The organism is Streptomyces sp. NPDC033180, assembly GCF_055577645.1.
The window spans coordinates 66,209-84,255 of record NZ_JBVIPU010000018.1; the positions used below are offsets into that span (position 1 = coordinate 66,209).

At 70.4% G+C, this 18,047-nt stretch carries 17 protein-coding genes and 1 riboswitch; of the genes, 16 read left to right on the plus strand and 1 reads right to left on the minus strand.

Annotated features, from left to right (window positions below; translation table 11 throughout):
* Positions 1-48 precede the first annotated feature (48 nt).
* A complete protein-coding gene (locus ACZ5WE_RS33775; RefSeq protein ID WP_467689403.1) occupies positions 49-498 on the minus strand; it encodes a nuclear transport factor 2 family protein in 450 nt (149 codons plus the stop codon).
* A gap of 164 nt (positions 499-662) precedes the next feature.
* Between ACZ5WE_RS33775 and ACZ5WE_RS33780 the strand changes: the two genes are divergently transcribed.
* The 16 genes from ACZ5WE_RS33780 to ACZ5WE_RS33855 all read left to right on the plus strand — a co-directional run bounded on the left by ACZ5WE_RS33780 (position 663) and on the right by ACZ5WE_RS33855 (position 18,034).
* Positions 663-1,334, plus strand: a complete 672-nt coding sequence (locus tag ACZ5WE_RS33780; protein ID WP_469157315.1) for an MOSC domain-containing protein — start codon at positions 663-665, stop codon at positions 1,332-1,334.
* Entirely contained in the window at positions 1,331-2,062 is a 732-nt protein-coding gene (locus ACZ5WE_RS33785; protein WP_467689399.1) for an HNH endonuclease family protein, read from the plus strand. Before ACZ5WE_RS33780 ends, ACZ5WE_RS33785 begins: the two co-directional genes overlap by 4 nt.
* A 134-nt stretch (positions 2,063-2,196) precedes the next feature.
* Positions 2,197-2,940, plus strand: coding sequence for an N-acetyltransferase (locus tag ACZ5WE_RS33790; RefSeq protein ID WP_467689398.1), 744 nt, complete (start codon positions 2,197-2,199; stop codon positions 2,938-2,940).
* A 397-nt stretch (positions 2,941-3,337) separates the two neighbouring features.
* Positions 3,338-3,916: a hypothetical protein gene (locus ACZ5WE_RS33795; protein ID WP_467689396.1), complete on the plus strand. Its 579-nt coding sequence runs from the start codon at positions 3,338-3,340 to the stop codon at positions 3,914-3,916.
* A 38-nt stretch (positions 3,917-3,954) separates the two neighbouring features.
* Complete coding sequence (locus tag ACZ5WE_RS33800) at positions 3,955-5,478, plus strand: protein kinase domain-containing protein (protein WP_467689807.1); 1,524 nt, start codon at positions 3,955-3,957, stop codon at positions 5,476-5,478.
* Positions 5,479-5,608: 130 nt separating this feature from the next.
* Entirely contained in the window at positions 5,609-6,274 is a 666-nt protein-coding gene (locus ACZ5WE_RS33805) for a SurA N-terminal domain-containing protein (RefSeq protein WP_467689394.1), read from the plus strand.
* Positions 6,275-6,320: 46 nt separating this feature from the next.
* On the plus strand, positions 6,321-7,319 hold the full coding sequence (locus ACZ5WE_RS33810) for a nucleoside triphosphate pyrophosphohydrolase (RefSeq protein ID WP_467689392.1): 999 nt from the start codon (positions 6,321-6,323) through the stop codon (positions 7,317-7,319).
* A gap of 265 nt (positions 7,320-7,584) precedes the next feature.
* Positions 7,585-8,958, plus strand: a complete 1,374-nt coding sequence (locus tag ACZ5WE_RS33815) for a cytochrome P450 family protein (protein WP_467689390.1) — start codon at positions 7,585-7,587, stop codon at positions 8,956-8,958.
* 136 nt (positions 8,959-9,094) lie between these two features.
* Entirely contained in the window at positions 9,095-10,093 is a 999-nt protein-coding gene (locus ACZ5WE_RS33820) for a LysM peptidoglycan-binding domain-containing protein (protein WP_467689388.1), read from the plus strand.
* Positions 10,094-10,275: 182 nt separating this feature from the next.
* Positions 10,276-10,467, plus strand: a riboswitch (cyclic di-AMP (ydaO/yuaA leader).
* Positions 10,468-10,470: 3 nt separating this feature from the next.
* A complete protein-coding gene (locus tag ACZ5WE_RS33825) occupies positions 10,471-11,190 on the plus strand; it encodes a transglycosylase family protein (RefSeq protein WP_467689386.1) in 720 nt (239 codons plus the stop codon).
* Positions 11,191-11,421: 231 nt separating this feature from the next.
* The gene (gene eno / locus ACZ5WE_RS33830) at positions 11,422-12,702 is read left to right on the plus strand and encodes a phosphopyruvate hydratase (RefSeq protein ID WP_399389948.1); all 1,281 of its coding nucleotides are present in this window, start codon (positions 11,422-11,424) and stop codon (positions 12,700-12,702) included.
* 90 nt (positions 12,703-12,792) lie between these two features.
* Positions 12,793-13,275 (plus strand): FtsB family cell division protein, encoded by a 483-nt coding sequence (locus tag ACZ5WE_RS33835; RefSeq protein ID WP_467689384.1) that lies wholly within the window; start codon positions 12,793-12,795, stop codon positions 13,273-13,275.
* Positions 13,276-13,331: 56 nt separating this feature from the next.
* Complete coding sequence (locus ACZ5WE_RS33840) at positions 13,332-13,868, plus strand: DUF501 domain-containing protein (RefSeq protein ID WP_467689382.1); 537 nt, start codon at positions 13,332-13,334, stop codon at positions 13,866-13,868.
* Entirely contained in the window at positions 13,865-14,791 is a 927-nt protein-coding gene (locus ACZ5WE_RS33845) for a Ppx/GppA phosphatase family protein (RefSeq protein ID WP_467689380.1), read from the plus strand. Before ACZ5WE_RS33840 ends, ACZ5WE_RS33845 begins: the two co-directional genes overlap by 4 nt.
* Before the next feature lie 342 nt (positions 14,792-15,133).
* Positions 15,134-16,537: an NAD(P)/FAD-dependent oxidoreductase gene (locus ACZ5WE_RS33850; protein WP_467689378.1), complete on the plus strand. Its 1,404-nt coding sequence runs from the start codon at positions 15,134-15,136 to the stop codon at positions 16,535-16,537.
* 201 nt (positions 16,538-16,738) lie between these two features.
* On the plus strand, positions 16,739-18,034 hold the full coding sequence (locus ACZ5WE_RS33855) for a class I SAM-dependent methyltransferase (RefSeq protein ID WP_467689376.1): 1,296 nt from the start codon (positions 16,739-16,741) through the stop codon (positions 18,032-18,034).
* Positions 18,035-18,047: the final 13 nt, after the last annotated feature.

Genomic DNA, 18,047 nt, shown 5'->3' on the forward strand with positions numbered 1-18,047 from the left:
GGGCTCACGGGGTGCAGGCGTCGGGCTCACGGGGTGCAGGCGTCGGGCTCACGGGGTGCAGGCGTCGGCGATCGACCGGCTGTTCTCGTAGAGGTGGTGCCGGGTGATCCGGCCGTCCTCGACGGTCAGCCGCAGCACGAAGGGGCCTTCAAAGGATTTGCCGGTGGCCCGCACGGTGCCCCGGAGTTGGCCGAAGATCACGGCATCCGCGCCCTCGACGAGGATCATGTCGACGCCGGCACCGGCCTTCTCCGGCACGGTGTGCGCGGCGAGTTCGGCGGACTGGGCCGCGCACTCGGCGGCGGTGGACCGCGGCCGGATCCACGGCACGCCGGGGTTGTCGGCCAGCACCCAGTCGACCTCGTCGGCGAAGAGGGCGGTGAGCCCCTCGGTGTCCCCCGTCAGCCTGCACTGCAGGAAGGCCTGGACGCCGGCGCGGGTGGCGTCCTCGGTGGAGGCGGCCGAGTGGGTGGCGGGAGTGGAAGGCGTGGCGGTCATTTCGTACTCCTCGGTCGGCGTTCCTGCGTGTGCCGTTGATACTTCCGCAAGGCCGGGGAGGGGTCGATTACGCCGGAGGTAATGCCGGGGGGTAATACGGTGGCGTCGAGAGACGTGAGCGTGTGGGCCAGGGGAGGGGAAGTGCCGTGGGGCTCGGGGTCGTTGTGGGACTCGTCTGTTTTCCGGTGAAGTCCATGCTGGGGGAGGAGCGCGAGCGGCTCGTCCTCGACGAGCGGGGCGTGGCCGGCGACCGGCTGTGGGCCCTGCGGTACGAGGACGGGAAGCTGGGAAGCGGGAAGAACTCCCGCCGGTTCCGGCGGACGCCGGGGATGATGGAGTACGAAGCCGTGTACGACGGCGAGGACCCCGTCCTCACCACACCGGACGGCGAGACGCTGCGGCCCGGGGACCCCCGGCTCGCCGAACTCTTCGGAGCCGGAGTGGAGTTGGTGCGCGAGGGCGAGGTGAGCCATCAGGACGCGGGCGCCGTCTCCCTCGTCGGCACGGCGTCGCTGCGCGCGCTCGGTGAGCTGCTCGGCGACTCCGACCCCGTCGACGTACGCAGGCTGCGCAAGAACATCGTGGTCGAGACCGACGAGCCGTGGATCGAGGAGGACTGGGTCGGCCGGGAGATCGCCCTCGACGGCGGCCCGCGCCTGCGCGTCGTCGAGCGCGTCGAACGCTGCGTCATGACCACCCAGGCCCAGCGCGGTCTGCCGGCCGACAACCGCATCCTCAAGACGCTGACCGCCTCGCGCGGCATGTCCATCGGCGTGTACGCGGATGTCGTGACGCCCGGCACGCTCGCCATCGGGGCGGAGGTGACCGTCCAGTGAGCCGTCGCCGCAGGGGAGTTCGGGCCGCGTTGCTGCTCGCGCTGGTCGTCACCGCATCCACCGTCACGGGCTGCTCGCCGAAGGACGAGGCGGGCGGCGCCTCCGGGCCCGACGCCAAGGCGGGCGCCGCGCTCGCCGCCGTCGACACGCTCACCGTCAAGGGCCGTGCTCCCAAGACCGGTTACGACCGCGACCGCTTCGGCAGCCCGTGGGCCGACACGGACTCCAACGGCTGCGGAACCCGCGACGACGTACTCAAGCGCGATCTGGAGGACGTGAAGTACCGCGACGGCGAGGACTGCGAGGTGTCGTCCGGTGCGCTCTCGCCCGACCCGTACACCGGCAAGGACGTCACCTTCGTGCGCGGTCGCAGCCAGGTCGACATCGACCACCTCGTAGCACTCTCGGACGCCTGGCAGAAGGGCGCGGGCGGGTGGGAGCCGAGCAAGCGCATCGCCTTCGCCAACGACCCGCTCAACCTTCTCGCGGTCGACGCGGGCCCCAACCGCGGCAAGGGGGACGGCGACACGGCCACGTGGCTGCCGCCGGACAAGGGTTATCGGTGCTCCTATGTGGCGCGGCAGGTGGCGGTGAAGAAGAAGTACGAGGTGTGGGTGACGGGCGCCGAACGGGACGCGATGAAGCGGGTCCTGTCGGGCTGCCCGCGTCAGAAGCTACCGGCCGGGGGCGGTCCGACAGCGGCGCCCGGCCGGTTCCACGCGCGCTGACGCCTGGTCGTACGTACGGACTCCGGTGTACGGCCTTCGGCATACGGGCTCCGGCATACGGGCTCCGGCGCACGGTCTCGTACGTGGGAACAAATGACTTAACAGGCGGGGTCCTGCCCGCTACCGTCCGGGGCATGGACCTGAAGATCACGACGCTGGCCGACCGGCCCGAACTCGCCGGACCCCTCTGGGAGATGGACGACACCTGGCCGGAGTTCATCGGTAACGATCCCATCGCGTGGTCGATGATCGGCTGGATCGTCAAGGACCTTCCCGAGTACGTCCTGGTCGCCACGGACGAGCGGGGCACGGTCGCGGCCAAGGCGTTCAGCGTGCCGTTCGCGCTGGGTGCCGCCGGGCGCGGTGAGCTCCCGGACCGCGGCTGGGACCAGGTCATGTTGTGGGCGTTCTCCGACCAGCGGCACGGCAGGAAGCCCGACACGGTGAGCGCGATCGAGATCACCGTGGCGAAGGAGTTCCTCGGCCGGGGTGTCTCCGGGCGGATGCTCGCCGCGGTGCGCGAGAACGCACGCGCGCGTGGATTCGCGGAAGTCGTCGCCCCGGTCCGCCCGAACGCCAAGCACCTGGAACCGGACGTGCTGATCGACGCGTACGCACAGCGCGAGCGGGAGGACGGGCTGCCCGCCGACCCGTGGCTGCGGGTGCACGTGCGGGCGGGCGGCAGCATCGAGAAGGTGGCGCACGCGTCGATGACGGTGTCAGGTTCGATCGCACAGTGGCGGGAGTGGACGGGGCTGCCGTTCGACACGGCCGGTCCCGTCGAGGTGCCGGGCGCGCTGGTGCCGGCGCTCTGCGACCCGGAGCGCGGGTACGCGGTGTATGTGGAGCCGAATGTGTGGGTGCGACACGTGCTGTGAGGCCCGTGCAGCAACGCGGTTGAACGTGGGGGCGTCAGCCCGCGACGCCGTGCGGCGGCCTGCCGAGCTTCTGCGGCGGCCCGCTGAGGCGTGCCGGTCGTCACCGAGCAACCAGGCTGGGCGAGCAGTTGGTGCGGGGCCTGCACGACGGACTGACGGACGGCACGCTTCCGCCGGAGTGAGACGACCGGAGTGATACGACCGGTTCCGGCCGGGCGGAGTACCGGCGGCGATCGGCACGTGACCAGTACGGCAACGGTTCGGTACAACCCTGGACCGCTTCTCCTTGTCGGCCTATACGCTCGAATCCGCACCGGTTCGTATTTCGTATTTCGACTTTCGGCCGTGCGTTCCCCTCGGAGGGAGCGTGCGGCCGCATCAGGCACCAGGAGCAGCCATGCAGGGCCACGGCTACGCGCCGCAGCAACCGCCGCCGAACTCCGGCGGCACTCATGTGACGCTGCGCGTGCTGTTCGTGGTCCTCGCCGTCGTGACGTGCGGCCTGCTCGCCTGGGCGCCGCTGCTGCGGCTCGCGATCGTGACCCGCAAGTCCTACGACTGGGTGCTCTTCGGCCTGGTGACCGCGCTCGACGTGACGGCACTCGTCCTCGTCGGCGTCGACCCGGGCGATGACGAGTTCCAGGGCCCGGGCAACGCGGGCATGGTGGTGCTCCTGACCACGCTCCTCGCCGCCGTCGCCTACTACCTGTTCGCGGACATACGGCACTTCAGCCGCCACCGCCCGCAGCAGTACGGCGGCTACGCGGGCGCGCAGCCCGCGTACGGCTACCCGCAGCAGCCGGGCCCCGCGCCCGTCCACCTCCAGCCCACGCAGCTGCACCAGCAGCCGGTCCAGCCGCCCGTCCAGCAGACGCCGCCCCCGCCCACGCGCCCCGCACCGGCCCGCATCCACCAAGTGCAGGCCGAGCTCGACGAGCTCAGTGACTACCTGCGCAAGCAGGAAGGCGGCAGCTGACCGTGTCACCGGGGACGGCCGGCCGCGGCGGCCGCTTCATCGCGGGGCGCTACGAACTCGCCACGCTCATCGGCCAGGGCGGCATGGGCCAGGTCTGGACGGCGTACGACCAACGCCTCGACCGCCGCGTCGCGGTCAAACTCCTGCGCCCCGACCGGGTCGCGGGCGCCGAGGCCGACGAACTGCGCCGCCGCTTCGTGCGCGAGTGCCGCGTCACCGCACAGGTCGACCACCCGGGCCTCGTCACCGTCCACGACGCGGGCACGGAGGGCGAGGACCTCTACCTCGTCATGCAGTACGTGGACGGGGCGGACCTCGGCGACCACCTCGCCGAGCACGACCCCTACCCGTGGCAGTGGGCCGTCGCGATCGCCGCGCAGCTGTGCGCCGTGCTCTCCGCGGTGCACGCCGTGCCGATCGTGCACCGCGACCTCAAGCCGCGGAACGTCATGGTCAAGCAGGACGGCACGGTCAGCATCCTCGACCTGGGCATCGCCTCGGTCATGGACACCGACACCACCCGCCTCACACACACCGGTTCGCCCATCGGCAGCCCCGCGTACATGGCGCCCGAACAGGCGATGGGCGGCGCGGTCGGCCCGTACACCGATCTGTACGCCCTGGGTGTCCTGCTGCACGAACTCCTCAGCGGCGACGTGCCGTTCAGCGGATCAACCGCGCTCGGCGTCCTGCACCGCCACCTCTACGAACCGCCGCTCCCGGTCCGCCGCCTGCGCGCCGAGGTCCCCGAGGCCCTCGAAGCCCTGGTGCTCAGGCTCCTGGCCAAGGACCCCCAGCACCGGCACGCCAGCGCCCAGGAGGTCTACGAGGAGCTGGCCCCGCTGCTCCCCGCACGCGGCATCCCCACCGGCGGCCCGCTGGACCCCACCCGCCCCTTCCTGCGCCCGCACGCGCCGTGGCCCGACCGCGCGGCCACCCCGGCGCCGGCGCCCGCCATCCAGCCGGACCGCCCCGACCACCGTCAGACTCCCGGCAGCCACACCGATGTGGTGCGTGCGGTCGAAGAGGTCAAGCGGCTCCTCGGCGAGGGCCGTATCACCCAGGCCGTGGACATCCTCGGCTCGATCCTGCCCGCGGCCGCCGCCAAGCACGGCGAGCACTCCCCGGTGGTCCGCTCCCTGCGCAAGCAGTACGCGGCCACGCTCATGGACGACGGCCAGTACCGCCGCGCCCTGCCCGAACTGCGCCGCCTCGCCGACGAACGCGCCGCCGAATCGGGCCAGGCCGACCCGCACTCCCTCCAGTTCCGCTACGAGGCCGCGCAGTGCCTGGAACAGCTCGGCGAACCGGCGGCGGCCCTCGCGGAGTACCGCGCCCTGCTCCCCTACTACGAGAACCGCTACGCATCCGACGACCGCGAGCGCCCTCTCGACATCCGCCGCCGCATCGGCCACCTCCTCCTCGCCCTCGGCGACCGGGCGGCGGCCCACGACACGCTGGCGCGGTTGCTCATGGACGCCGAGCGGATGCACGGGGTGGGGCACCCGTTCCCGGGCGACATCCGGCGTACGTTGCAGTGGCTAGGACAGGTGCGCGGTTAGCGAGGGCCAAGGGTGCCCCAACTCCACCCGAATCGTTGGTCGAATAGGTGGCCGAGAGACCGGTCACTGCCTAACATCGATCACCGCAAGACTTTGTGCACTGCCGCACAATCTCTCCCGGGAGGCTCACTTGCACCGCCGCCGTCGCACCGCGCTCACCCTCTCCGCCGCCGCGATCACCGCGGCCCCCCTCCTGACCGCCTGCGGCGCCGAAGCCCATCCGGGCGCCGCGGCCGTGGTGGGCAACGACCGGATCACGGTCTCGCAGCTGGAGGGCCGGGTGAACGAGGTGCGGGACGCGCAGCGCGCCGCCATCCCGGACGCGCAGCAGTACGAGCAGGCCATCGCCAAGACCGGCGGGCTCACCCGCAGCACGCTGCACACGATGGTCCTGGACAAGGTGCTGCACCAGGCGGCGGTCGACGCCGGCGTCGACGTGTCACGCCGCGACATCCAGACGATGAGAGCGGGCCTCGAACAGCAGGCGGGCGGCAAGAAGGCCCTCGAACAGGGCTGGCTGCAGCAGTACAGCGTCGCCCCCTCCCGCCTGGAGGACAGCCTCCGTACGGAGATCGAGGCCCAGAAGCTGGCGAAGAAGCTGGGCGCGGACATGAACGCGCCGGAGGGCCAGGCGGTCTTCTGGAAGGAACTCTCCAAGGCCTCCAAGAAGCTGGGCGTGGACCTGAACCCGCGCTACGGCACGTGGGACGTGGAGAAGAGCAAGCGCGCGGACTCCAAGACGCCGTGGGTGCGCGAGGTTTCCGGGGACGGCGCGGCGGGCCCCAAGCAGGCGTGACCGGCGCGGGGAGGGGGCTGTCAGTGGCGTGGGTTACGTTCGACGGGTGAACGAAACCACGCCCCCGGCCGACGCCCCCGGCCGCGTCATCCTCCTCACCACGAGCCACCGGGTGGCCCCCGGCCTCCTCTCCTGGCCCGCGTGGCAGGCGCTGCACGGGGCCGACGAGGTCCTGTGCGCCGACGCCACGCACCCCCAGCTGCCGTATCTGCGCGAGGCGGGCGTGCGTGTGGACCAGGCGTCGCCCACGGCTCAGGAGCTGGTGGAGGCCTGTGCCGGAGACCGCACGGTCCTGGTCATCGCCACGGCCGAGGGCGACCGCGCTCTGACGGACGGCCTGGCGAGGCTCGCGGGTTCGGGCCGCGTCTCGATGCCCGACCTGGAACTGCTTCCGGCGTCGTACGACCTGCCGGGCGCGCGGCTCCTCGACCTCGTGCAGGTGATGGACCGGATCCGGGTCGAGTGCCCCTGGTCGTCCCAGCAGACGCACAAGGGCCTGGCGAAGTACGCGATCGAGGAGGCGTACGAACTGGTCGAGGCGATCGAGGAGGGCGACAGGGAGGAGCTGCGGGAGGAGCTCGGCGACGTCCTGCTCCAGGTGGTGTTCCACGCGCGGATCGCCGAGGACGCTTCCGGCGAGGAGGAGCCGTTCTCCATCGACGACGTGGCGGGCACGATCGTGGAGAAGCTGATCCACCGCCACCCGCACGTGTTCGGCGACGACTCGGCGGACACCCCCGAGGACGTGAAGGCGCACTGGCTCCGCACGAAGGCCGAGGAGAAGCAGCGCTCGTCGGTGACGGAGGGAATCCCCCTGGGCCAGCCGGGCCTGGCCCTGGCGGCAAAGCTGGCTTCACGGGTCCGGACGGCGGGCCTTGAGGTGCCGGCCCCGGCAGGGGAGGGCGTCGGCTACGAACTCCTCGCGCTGGCGCTGCGCGCGGAGGGGGAGGACGTGGACCCGGAGGCGGCCCTGCGGGCGGCGGCCCGCGCTTACCGGGCCGCGGTGCTGGCTGCCGAGGGGAATTCCAGCCCGTCGGGTGTTTGAGGGCGGGCTTGGGGGTGCCGGTGATTTCGGTGGGTGGGGCTTTGGGGCAGGGTGTTTCAGCCTGTCGGGTGTTTGAGGGCGGGCTTGGGGGTGCCGGTGATTTCGGTGGGTGGGGCTTTGGGGCAGGGTGTTTCAGCCCGTCCGGCGTTTGAGGACGAACTCGGCGGAGCCGGTGATTTCGGCACGCAAGGCTCCGGGCCGCCCGAGGTCGTCCAGGGCCCCGGGGCCAGAACCCGCCCCCGTACGCCGGGATAACGTCGACCCCATGCAAGACCAGCCGCCCGCCCCCGCAGGGGACACCTCCGCAGCCTGCCCCGCAGGGGACACCTCCGCAGCCTGCCCCGCAGGGGCCACCGCCCCCTCGCCCGAGGCCCAGGGGCCAGAGCTCTTCACATGGGAGTTCGCCACCGACCCCTACCCCGCCTACGCCTGGCTCCGCGAGAACGCGCCCGTGCGCAGGACCACGCTGCCCAGTGGCGTGGAGGCCTGGCTGGTCACCCGTTACGTCGATGCCAAGCAGGCGCTCGCCGACCAGCGGCTCAGCAAGAATCCGGCTCATCACGACGAGCCCGCGCACGCGAGGAGCAAGACCGGCATCCCCGGCGAGCGCGGCGCCAACCTCATGACGCATCTGCTGAACATCGACCCGCCGGACCACACCCGCCTGCGCCGCCTCGTCTCCAAGGCCTTCACGCCCCGCCGCGTCGCCGAGTTCGCGCCGCGAGTGCAGGAACTGACCGACCAGCTCATCGACCAGTTCGTGGAGAAGGGGGAGGCCGACCTCATCCACGACTTCGCCTTCCCGCTCCCCATCTACGCGATCTGCGACCTGCTCGGCGTGCCCCGCGAGGACCAGGACGACTTCCGCGACTGGGCGGGGATGATGATCCGGCACGGGGGAGGGCCACGGGGCGGGGTCGCCCGGTCCGTGAAGAAGATGCGCGGCTATCTCGCCGAGCTGATCCACCGCAAGCGCCTGGAACCCGGCGACGACCTCATCTCCGGACTCATCCGCGCCTCCGACCACGGCGAGCACCTCACCGAGAACGAGGCCGCCGCGATGGCGTTCATCCTTCTCTTCGCCGGCTTCGAGACCACCGTCAACCTCATCGGGAACGGCACCTACGCCCTCCTCACCCACCCCGAGCAGCGTGAGCGCCTGCAGGACTCGCTCAGGGGTGGCGGCGACCCCGGTCTTCTGGAGACCGGCCTCGAGGAGCTCCTCCGCTTCGACGGTCCCGTCGAACTCGCCACGTGGCGGTTCGCCACCGAGCCGCTGACGATCGGAGGGGAGGACATCGCCGCCGGCGACCCCGTCCTCGTGGTCCTCGCCGCCGCCGATCGTGACCCCGAACGATTCGATCAGCCGGACACGCTCGACCTCTCCCGCCGCGACAACCAACACCTCGGCTACGGCCATGGCATTCATTACTGTCTCGGCGCACCCCTCGCCCGGCTCGAAGGGCAGGCCGCCCTCGCGACCCTCCTGCGGCGCCTCCCTGACCTGCGGCTGGCGGCGGAACCGGGTGATTTGAGATGGCGCGGCGGGCTCATCATGCGCGGACTCCGCACGCTTCCCGTGGAGTTCGCACCCGCACAGCGGAGCAAATATTCGGCACCTGAAACGACGTTTAGCTGACGGACCGTCAAGACTGTGACTTTCACGTGATCTCCGCTGCATCGACTTGTGACAAGCGTTCGACTGCCGCTACGTTCACCGACGACTCGGCATCCCGTGCCGCAGTCGTCGCTCCAGTCACGCGAAAGGCAACCGCATGCTCTCCGGCAATGGTCGTCACCGACGCCCCCGCCAGGCCCCGGCCCTGATCGTCGCGGCAGGAGTCGCAGGATCGGCCATCGCCATCCCGCTGCTCGGCGCCACCAGCGCGAGCGCGGCGGACACCGCCACGTGGGACAAGCTCGCGGAGTGCGAGAGCGGCGCATCCTGGAGCGCGGACGCGGGCAACGGCTACTACGGGGGACTCCAGCTCTCCCAGCAGACCTGGGAGGACTACGGCGGCCTCGACTTCGCGCCGAGCGCCGACCAGGCCAGCCGCTCGCAGCAGATATCCGTAGCCGAGAAGGTCCTCGACGACCAGGGGCCCGAGGCGTGGCCGAGCTGCGCGCCGATCGCCGGCCTCACCCAGGACGGCGCCGCCGCCGACGTCGACCCGGGTGCTCCGATCACGACGATCCCCTCGGAGCCCTCTGACTCCACGGACCCCTCTGACGGGCCGTCGGAAACGCCGGAGTCGTCGAAGCCGTCGGACTCGAAGGACTCCGGCGAGTCGCCCGAGCCGAGTACGTCACCGAGCGGGTCGGCCGACTCCTCGGACAGCGCCGAGCCGTCCGAGAAGCCCGCCACCGACGACGAGTCACGAGACAAGAATCACGACGAAGACGGCAAGGCGGATAACTCGCCCGAGTCCGGACACACGGACAAGTCCGGCCCGGACGATGAGACTTCACCCGCCCCCACCCCCTCCACCGGCGAGGGCGAAGGCCGCCACCGCGGCGACAGCGCGGACGACAAGCCGTCCGCCGACGCCCCTCGCGAGGGGGCGGGCCGGCACGCCTCCCGCGGCGACGAGCGCAAGAAGGACGGCTCCGAGGGGACATACACGGTCCGCTCCGGAGACAACCTCTGGGACATCGCCGACGAGCACGACGTGCAGGGCGGGTGGGCTGAGCTGTACGCCGAGAACGAGCAGTCGGTCGGCTCCGACCCCGATCTCATCCTGCCCGGTCAGAGCCTCGATTTGGGCGAAAAGTAGGGGTAGTTGGCGAGTCGCTTTGCGCTCGATGTACCAATTGGCGCAAGTGAGACATGGGTCTCAGAAGCCCTGATCGTCTTTGAAATTCCGGCGATCGCATGACTACGGTCGTGACCGCTCGCCACAGCGGGCCCCGCCGGTCGGTACGCCGAGTCCTGCCAACGGCCGTTCGGGAACAGTCGTCGCGTAATGCGCCGTAGGCAGGAGCGGGGGACCCAAGGTTTCCGCCGGACCCGGCCGTTGAGCCTCGCGAGAGCGAGGCGGAGAGACGGACGGGAACGGCTAGGGGTTAAGTCGCGCTCAAGAAGCGCGGCCGGGCAACTTCATCGGCCCGAACCCGACAGCTCACCTCGCAGGCGTCGGTGAGGGGATCACTCATGCTGTTTTCCAGCAAGGGCAAGCACCGCCGCGCGTCCAAGGCCACCCGCGTCGCCACGCTCGCCGGCGTCACCGGTGTCGCTGTCGCCGCCCCGCTGATGGCGGCCGGCTCGGCCTCCGCAGCGACCAACTCCGAGTGGGACGCTGTCGCCCAGTGCGAGTCCGGCGGCAACTGGTCCATCAACACCGGCAACGGCTACACGGGCGGCCTGCAGTTCTCGTCGTCCACCTGGGCGGCGTACGGCGGCACGAAGTACGCCCCCACCGCTGACAAGGCCTCCAAGGCCCAGCAGATCGAGATCGGCGAGAAGGTCCTCGCGGGCCAGGGCAAGGGTGCCTGGCCGAGCTGCGGCGTCGGCCTCTCGGGCGCCTCCAACGAGGGTGGCGGTGCGCAGGAGAGCGCCCCGCAGCAGACCCAGGAGCAGCCGCAGCAGGAGCAGCCGCAGAGCGCGCCCAGCGCGCAGACCGAGCAGCCGCAGCAGGCCGCTCCCAAGGCCGAGGCTCCCAAGACCGAGTCCAAGAAGACCGTCGAGACCCCGACCGGCAAGACGGTCAAGAAGGGCGACGGCGAGTACAAGGTCAAGAAGGGTGACACCCTCTCCAAGATCGCCGAGGCCAAGGAAGTCAAGGGCGGCTGGCACAAGGTGTACAAGCTCAACGGCGACATCATCGACAACGCCGACATGATCTACCCGGGCCAGCAGCTCCACCTGAGCTAGTTCTGGCAGGACGCCGACCCCCGCCCCGGTGCGCGTATCCCCCGTACGCACCGGGGCGGGGTTCGTCTGTCCCCTCCGGCGCCCCACCGCTTTGTTCCGTTCGGAAACTTTTTGCTCTCGGTTTGTCCACAGGACGGTCGCTCGGCTGGCTGTTGCCCGGGAGCCGGTTAGGCTCGTGTCCGCGAGGCCAACGCCTCGCGTACCCGCGTCACATCCCAGAAGGAGATGCTCGTGCCGTCCATCGACGTCGTCGTAGCCCGGGAAATCCTGGACTCCCGAGGCAACCCCACGGTCGAGGTCGAGGTCGGCCTCGACGACGGCAGCACGGGTCGTGCCGCCGTTCCGTCCGGTGCGTCCACCGGTGCTTTCGAGGCCATCGAACTCCGTGACGGTGACCCCAACCGTTACCAGGGCAAGGGCGTGGAGAAGGCCGTCCTCGCCGTCATCGAGCAGATCGGCCCGGAGCTCGTCGGGTACGACGCGACCGAGCAGCGCCTGATCGACCAGGCGATGTTCGACCTCGACGCCACCGACAACAAGGGCTCGCTCGGCGCCAACGCCATCCTCGGCGTCTCGCTCGCCGTCGCGCACGCCGCGTCGGAGGCCTCCGACCTGCCGCTCTTCCGCTACCTCGGCGGCCCGAACGCGCACCTGCTGCCCGTTCCGATGATGAACATCCTGAACGGCGGGTCGCACGCCGACTCGAACGTCGACATCCAGGAGTTCATGATCGCGCCGATCGGCGCAGAGTCGTTCTCCGAGGCCCTGCGCTGGGGCACCGAGGTCTACCACACGCTGAAGAAGGTCCTGAAGGACAAGGGACTTTCGACCGGTCTCGGCGACGAGGGCGGCTTCGCCCCGAACCTGGACTCCAACCGCGCCGCGCTCGACCTCATCCTCGAGGCCATCAAGCAGGCCGGTTACGTCCCCGGCGAGCAGATCGCGCTCGCGCTCGACGTCGCCGCGTCCGAGTTCTACAAGGACGGCTCGTACGCCTTCGAGGGCAAGTCCCGCTCGGCCGCCGAGATGACCGAGTACTACGAGGAGCTCGTCTCCTCGTACCCCCTCGTCTCCATCGAGGACCCGCTGTTCGAGGACGACTGGGCCGGCTGGAACGTCATCACCGAGAAGCTCGGCGACAAGGTGCAGCTCGTGGGTGACGACCTGTTCGTCACCAACCCGGAGCGCCTGGCCCGTGGCATCGAGGAGAAGTCGGCCAACGCCCTTCTGGTGAAGGTCAACCAGATCGGCTCGCTGACCGAGACCCTGGACGCCGTCGAGATGGCCCAGCGCAGCGGCTTCAAGTGCATGATGTCGCACCGCTCCGGTGAGACCGAGGACGTCACCATCGCCGACCTCGCCGTCGCCACCAACTGCGGCCAGATCAAGACCGGCGCCCCGGCCCGCTCCGAGCGCGTCGCCAAGTACAACCAGCTCCTGCGCATCGAGGAGATCCTGGACGACGCGGCGGTCTACGCCGGCCGTTCGGCGTTCCCCCGCTTCAAGGGCTGAGCTCAGCTGCCCTGAGTAGTTACCTACGTCCCCGTACTCGGTCCCGTACCGTGTGCGGGGACGTACGTACGTATCGGGGAGGCGGCACACATGGCCGTGAAGGACCGCGACCGGTTCTCCACCGCGACCAGGCTGCGACTGCTCGGCGAGCAGACCGCGGAGCGTGTCTACCGCTCCCAGACCAAGCGCCAGGCACGCCGCTCCCGGCTCACGGGACGCGCGGCGCTCCTGGCGCTCGTGCTCTGCTCGCTGGTCGTCGCGCTCGCCTACCCGATAAGGCAGTACGTCTCCCAGCGCGCGGAGATCGCGGACCAGCGCAAGGAACAGGCCGAGCGCCGCGAGAACGTCGAGAAGCTGCGGGACGAGAAGGCCCGCTGGCGGGACGACGCGTACGCGGAGCAGCGCGTCCGGGACCGGCTGCACTATGTGATGCCGGGCGAGACCGGATACACGGTGATCGACCCCGAGGCGGCGAAGAAGCAGCGCACCGACCAGGGGGCCGCCGCCAGGCCCTGGTACGCGAACGTCTGGGACGGCGTCGACAAGGCGGACCGCCCGGCCGACGACGACTGAGCTCAGACGACCACTGATCGCAACAGAACTTCTACGGAACCGATCGAAAGACAGGCATGGAAACGCCCCCGCCGACCACTCCGCGCACCGAGCCCACCGACGCCGACGTCGAGGCCTTCAAGCAGCAGCTCGGCCGCCCGCCGCGCGGCCTGCGGGCCATCGCCCACCGCTGCCCGTGCGGGCAGCCGGACGTCGTCGAGACGGCGCCGCGCCTGCCGGACGGGACGCCGTTCCCGACGACGTACTACCTGACGTGCCCGCGGGCCGCTTCCGCGATCGGCACCCTTGAGGCCAACGGCGTCATGAAGGAGATGTCGGAGCGGCTGAAGACGGACCCCGATCTCGCCGACGCGTACCGCAAGGCGCACGAGGACTACGTCGCGCGCCGTGACGCCATCGAGGTCCTTGAGGGCTTCCCGAGCGCGGGCGGCATGCCGGACCGCGTGAAGTGCCTGCACGTCCTGGTCGGCCACTCCCTGGCCGCGGGCCCCGGCGTGAACCCCCTGGGCGACGAGGCGATCGCGATGCTGCCTCAGTGGTGGGCCAAGGGGCCGTGCGTCACGCCGTGCGCCGAGCAGGAGCCCGCCAAGTGACCCGCGTCGCCGCGATCGACTGCGGTACGAACTCCATCCGCCTCCTTGTGGCGGACGCCGACCCGCGGACCGGCGAACTGGTCGACCTGGACCGCCGGATGACGATCGTCCGCCTGGGCCAGGGCGTGGACAAGACGGGCCGCCTGGCCCCCGAGGCCCTGGAGCGGACCTTCGCCGCGTGCCGCGAGTACGCCGAGGTCATCAAGGCGCACGGCGCCGAGCGCCTGCGCTTCGTGGCGACCTCCGCGTCCCGCGACGCCGAGAACCGCGACGACTTCGTACGCGGGGTCCTGGACATCCTCGGCGTCGAGCCCGAGGTCATCAGCGGTGACCAGGAGGCCGAGTTCTCCTTCACCGGGGCGACGAAGGAGCTCGCGGGCAGCGACCATCTGGCCAAGCCCTACCTCGTCGTCGACATCGGCGGCGGCTCCACGGAGTTCGTCGTCGGCGAGGACCACGTCCGCGCCGCCCGCTCCGTCGACATCGGCTGCGTGCGCCTGACGGAGCGGCACATCCGCACCGACCCGCCCGCGCCCGCCGAACTCGGCGCCGTCCGCGCCGACATCGCGGCGGCGCTCGACCTGGCCGAGCGGACGGTGCCGATCGGCGAGGCACGCACCCTGGTGGGCCTCGCGGGTTCGGTGACCACTGCGGCCGCGATCGCGCTCGGCCTCGATGAGTACGACTCCGCGGCGATCCACCACTCCCGGGTCTCCTACGAGCAGGTCAGCGAGATCGCCGGCCGCCTGGCCGGGGCCACGCACGACGAGCGGGCCGCGATCCCGGTGATGCATCCGGGGCGCGTGGACGTCATCGTCTCGGGTGTTCTCGTGCTCCTTTCGATCATGGAAAGGACCGGCGCCAGGGAGGTCGTCGTCAGCGAGCACGACATCCTCGACGGCATCGGATGGTCCATCGCCTGAGCGTGCCGCACGAACTTCGTGAAGTTCTTCACAAGGAAATCGGCTCGGTTGGACGATGTTTTTGGGTTCTGGCCCCCTGAGAGTGCTCCCAGGGGGTCCCGCGACCCACGACACTGAAGGTTCGGGGGTGTGCCCCGAGGGGCGGGTGGCGGAGTGGTCCAGTGCGCCGGAGGGGCCAGAGCGGCAGCTCACAAGGGGTGCACAACGTCCCGGGTCATCGCGTGGTTCCCCTGGGGCTCTATGGCCTGCGTCACGTGGGCGGCGAACTATAGCAGAGGGTCCACCCATGCTTGTGAAGGGGCGCACGAGCGACCCCCGTCGGGCAGGTGGATACTCGATGGCATGAGCACCACGGAGCGTCCCAGGATCCTCGTTGTAGGCGGTGGGTACGTAGGCCTGTACGCAGCTCGGCGCATTCTCAAGAAGATGCGCTACGGAGAGGCGACCGTCACGGTCGTCGACCCCCGGTCGTACATGACCTACCAGCCCTTCCTCCCCGAAGCCGCCGCCGGCAGCATTTCGCCTCGGCACGTCGTCGTCCCGCTGCGACGCGTGCTGCCCAAGGCGGAAGTTCTGACCGGCCGGGTCACCACCATCGATCAGGACCGCAAGGTCGCGACGATCGCCCCCCTCGTGGGCGAGGCGTACGAGCTGCCTTTCGACTACCTGGTCATCGCGATGGGCGCGGTCTCCCGCACCTTCCCGATCCCCGGCCTCGCCGAGCAGGGCATCGGCATGAAGGGCATCGAGGAGGCCATCGGCCTGCGGAACCATGTGCTCGAGCAGCTCGACAAGGCCGACTCCACGACCGACGAGGACGTCCGCCGCAAGGCGCTGACCTTCGTCTTCGTCGGCGGTGGCTTCGCGGGTGCGGAGACCATCGGTGAGGTCGAGGACATGGCCCGCGACGCGGCCAAGTACTACAGCAACGTGAAGCGCGAGGACATGCGCTTCGTGCTCGTCGACGTCGCGGACAAGATCCTTCCCGAGGTCGGACCGAAGCTCGGCCAGTACGGCAAGGAGCACCTCGAGGGCCGCGGTGTCGAGGTCTACCTCAAGACCGGCATGGACTCCTGCGTGGACGGCCACGTGGTGCTGAACAACGGCCTCGAGGTCGACTCCAGCACCATCGTGTGGACCGCCGGCGTCAAGCCGAACCCGGCGCTCGCCCGCTTCGGTCTGCCGCTCGGCCCCCGCGGCCACGTCGACACCCAGACGAGCCTGCAGGTCCAGGGCACCGACTACATCTGGGCCGCGGGCGACAACGCCCAGGTGCCGGACATGGTCGGCCGCAAGGCCGGCAACGAGAACGCCTGGTGCCCGCCGAACGCCCAGCACGCGCTGCGTCAGGCCAAGGTCCTCGGCGACAACGTGATCTCCGGCATGCGGGGCTTCCCGCAGAAGGAGTACAGCCACGCCAACAAGGGTGCGGTCGCCGGTCTCGGCCTGCACAAGGGCGTCGCGATGATCGTCATGGGCAAGATGAAGATCAAGCTCAAGGGTCGTCTCGCCTGGTACATGCACCGCGCGTACCACGGCATGGCGATGCCGACGTTCAACCGCAAGATCCGCGTCTTCGCCGACTGGACCCTCGCGGTCTTCCTCAAGCGTGAGGTCGTCTCGCTGGGTGCCATGGAGACGCCGCGCGAGGAGTTCTACGAGGCCGCCAAGCCCGCGCCGAAGCCCGCGGCGGCCAAGGCGGAGGCCCCGGCCGTCAAGGCCGAGGAGAAGGCCAAGGCCTCCTGACCTCCGGTCACTGACAAGACCCGAAGGGGTCGCCCGCCATCCGTGGTGCGGGCGGCCCCTTCGGGTTTTTCCCGCCCCCGTATACATGGCGGTTACATGTATTTTGCCGATCCGTGACGCGGCAACGGGACTGCGGGAGCGTCCGGTTGGTGTTTACGTGGTGTTGAGCTGTCCGGGATCGCCATCACGGAGGTGTGCACCATGCCAGACGCCGCACTGCGGCTGAAGAGCCTCGCCGAACAACTGCTGGGAGCCCCGCTCCCCGTACGCATTCGTGCCTGGGACGGTTCGGAAGCAGGCCCGCCGGGTGCCCCCACCCTCGTCGTACGCAACCGCCGCGCCCTGCGCCGTCTGATGTGGAAGCCGGGGGAGCTGGGCCTCGCCCGCGCCTGGGTGGCCGGTGACCTGGACGTCGAGGGCGATCTGTACGCGGCGCTCGACGAACTCGCCGAGTTCATCTGGGAGCGCGACGAGGACGCCAAGAGCCTGCGGGAGTCCCTGCGCGACCCGGAGTTCCGCGCCGCGGCCCGCACCCTGGTCGGCCTCGCGGCGCCGTTCCTGCCGCCGGCCCCGCCGCCCGAGGAGATGCGCAGACGGCGCACCCTCCATCTGCACACCAAGGGCAGCGACCGACAGGCCATCAGCCACCACTACGACGTGGGCAACGACTTCTACGAGCTGGTGCTCGGCCCCTCGATGGTCTACTCGTGCGCCTACTGGGAGTCGCCGGACGGCACCCTGGAGGACGCCCAGCGCGACAAGCTCGAACTGATCTCCCGCAAGCTCGCCCTGAAGCCCGGCATGCGACTCCTCGACGTCGGCTGCGGCTGGGGCTCCATGGCGATCCACGCGGCGCGCGAGCACGGCGTCACCGTCGTCGGCGTCACGCTCTCCCACGAGCAGGCCGCGTACGCCAGGAAGCGCATCGCGGAGGAGGGTCTGACCGACCGGGTCGAGATCCGTGTCCAGGACTATCGCGACGTGCGCGACGGACCGTACGACGCCATCTCCTCCATCGGCATGGCCGAACATGTCGGCGCCGAGAGGTACTTGGAGTACGCACACGACCTGCACGCCCTCCTGAAGCCCGGCGGGCGGCTCCTCAACCACCAGATCGGGCGCCGCCCGCAGGCCGACGAGTCGACGTACGAGGTGGACGACTTCATCGACGCCTATGTCTTCCCCGGCGGCGAGCTCGCCCCCGTGGGGTCCACCGTCGGGCAGCTGGAGCGCGCCGGGTTCGAGGTGCGCGACGTGGAGGCGATCCGCGAGCACTACGCCCTCACCCTGCGCCGCTGGGTCGCCAACCTGGAGGCACGGTGGCAGGAGGGCCGGCGGCTCACGTCGCCGGGCCGCGCCCGCATCTGGCGCCTCTACATGGCGGCCTCCGCGCTCGCCTTCGAGCGCAACCGCATCGGCGTCAACCAGGTCCTCGCGGTGAAGACCCCGGAGGCGGGCGCCTCCGGGATGCCGCTGCGCGCCCGCGCCTGGCGGTAGGACGCAGCTGAGC

What these genes read in the sequence shown, in the direction of transcription:
- ACZ5WE_RS33775 (WP_467689403.1), bottom strand. Translation starts at nt 498, where the DNA reads ATGACCGCCACGCCTTCCACTCCCGCCACCCACTCGGCCGCCTCCACC.
- ACZ5WE_RS33790 (WP_467689398.1), top strand. Translation starts at nt 2,197, where the DNA reads ATGGACCTGAAGATCACGACGCTGGCCGACCGGCCCGAACTCGCCGGA.
- ACZ5WE_RS33795 (WP_467689396.1), top strand. Translation starts at nt 3,338, where the DNA reads ATGCAGGGCCACGGCTACGCGCCGCAGCAACCGCCGCCGAACTCCGGC.
- ACZ5WE_RS33815 (WP_467689390.1), top strand. Translation starts at nt 7,585, where the DNA reads ATGCAAGACCAGCCGCCCGCCCCCGCAGGGGACACCTCCGCAGCCTGC.
- ACZ5WE_RS33820 (WP_467689388.1), top strand. Translation starts at nt 9,095, where the DNA reads ATGCTCTCCGGCAATGGTCGTCACCGACGCCCCCGCCAGGCCCCGGCC.
- ACZ5WE_RS33825 (WP_467689386.1), top strand. Translation starts at nt 10,471, where the DNA reads ATGCTGTTTTCCAGCAAGGGCAAGCACCGCCGCGCGTCCAAGGCCACC.
- ACZ5WE_RS33835 (WP_467689384.1), top strand. Translation starts at nt 12,793, where the DNA reads ATGGCCGTGAAGGACCGCGACCGGTTCTCCACCGCGACCAGGCTGCGA.
- ACZ5WE_RS33840 (WP_467689382.1), top strand. Translation starts at nt 13,332, where the DNA reads ATGGAAACGCCCCCGCCGACCACTCCGCGCACCGAGCCCACCGACGCC.
- ACZ5WE_RS33850 (WP_467689378.1), top strand. Translation starts at nt 15,134, where the DNA reads ATGAGCACCACGGAGCGTCCCAGGATCCTCGTTGTAGGCGGTGGGTAC.
- ACZ5WE_RS33855 (WP_467689376.1), top strand. Translation starts at nt 16,739, where the DNA reads ATGCCAGACGCCGCACTGCGGCTGAAGAGCCTCGCCGAACAACTGCTG.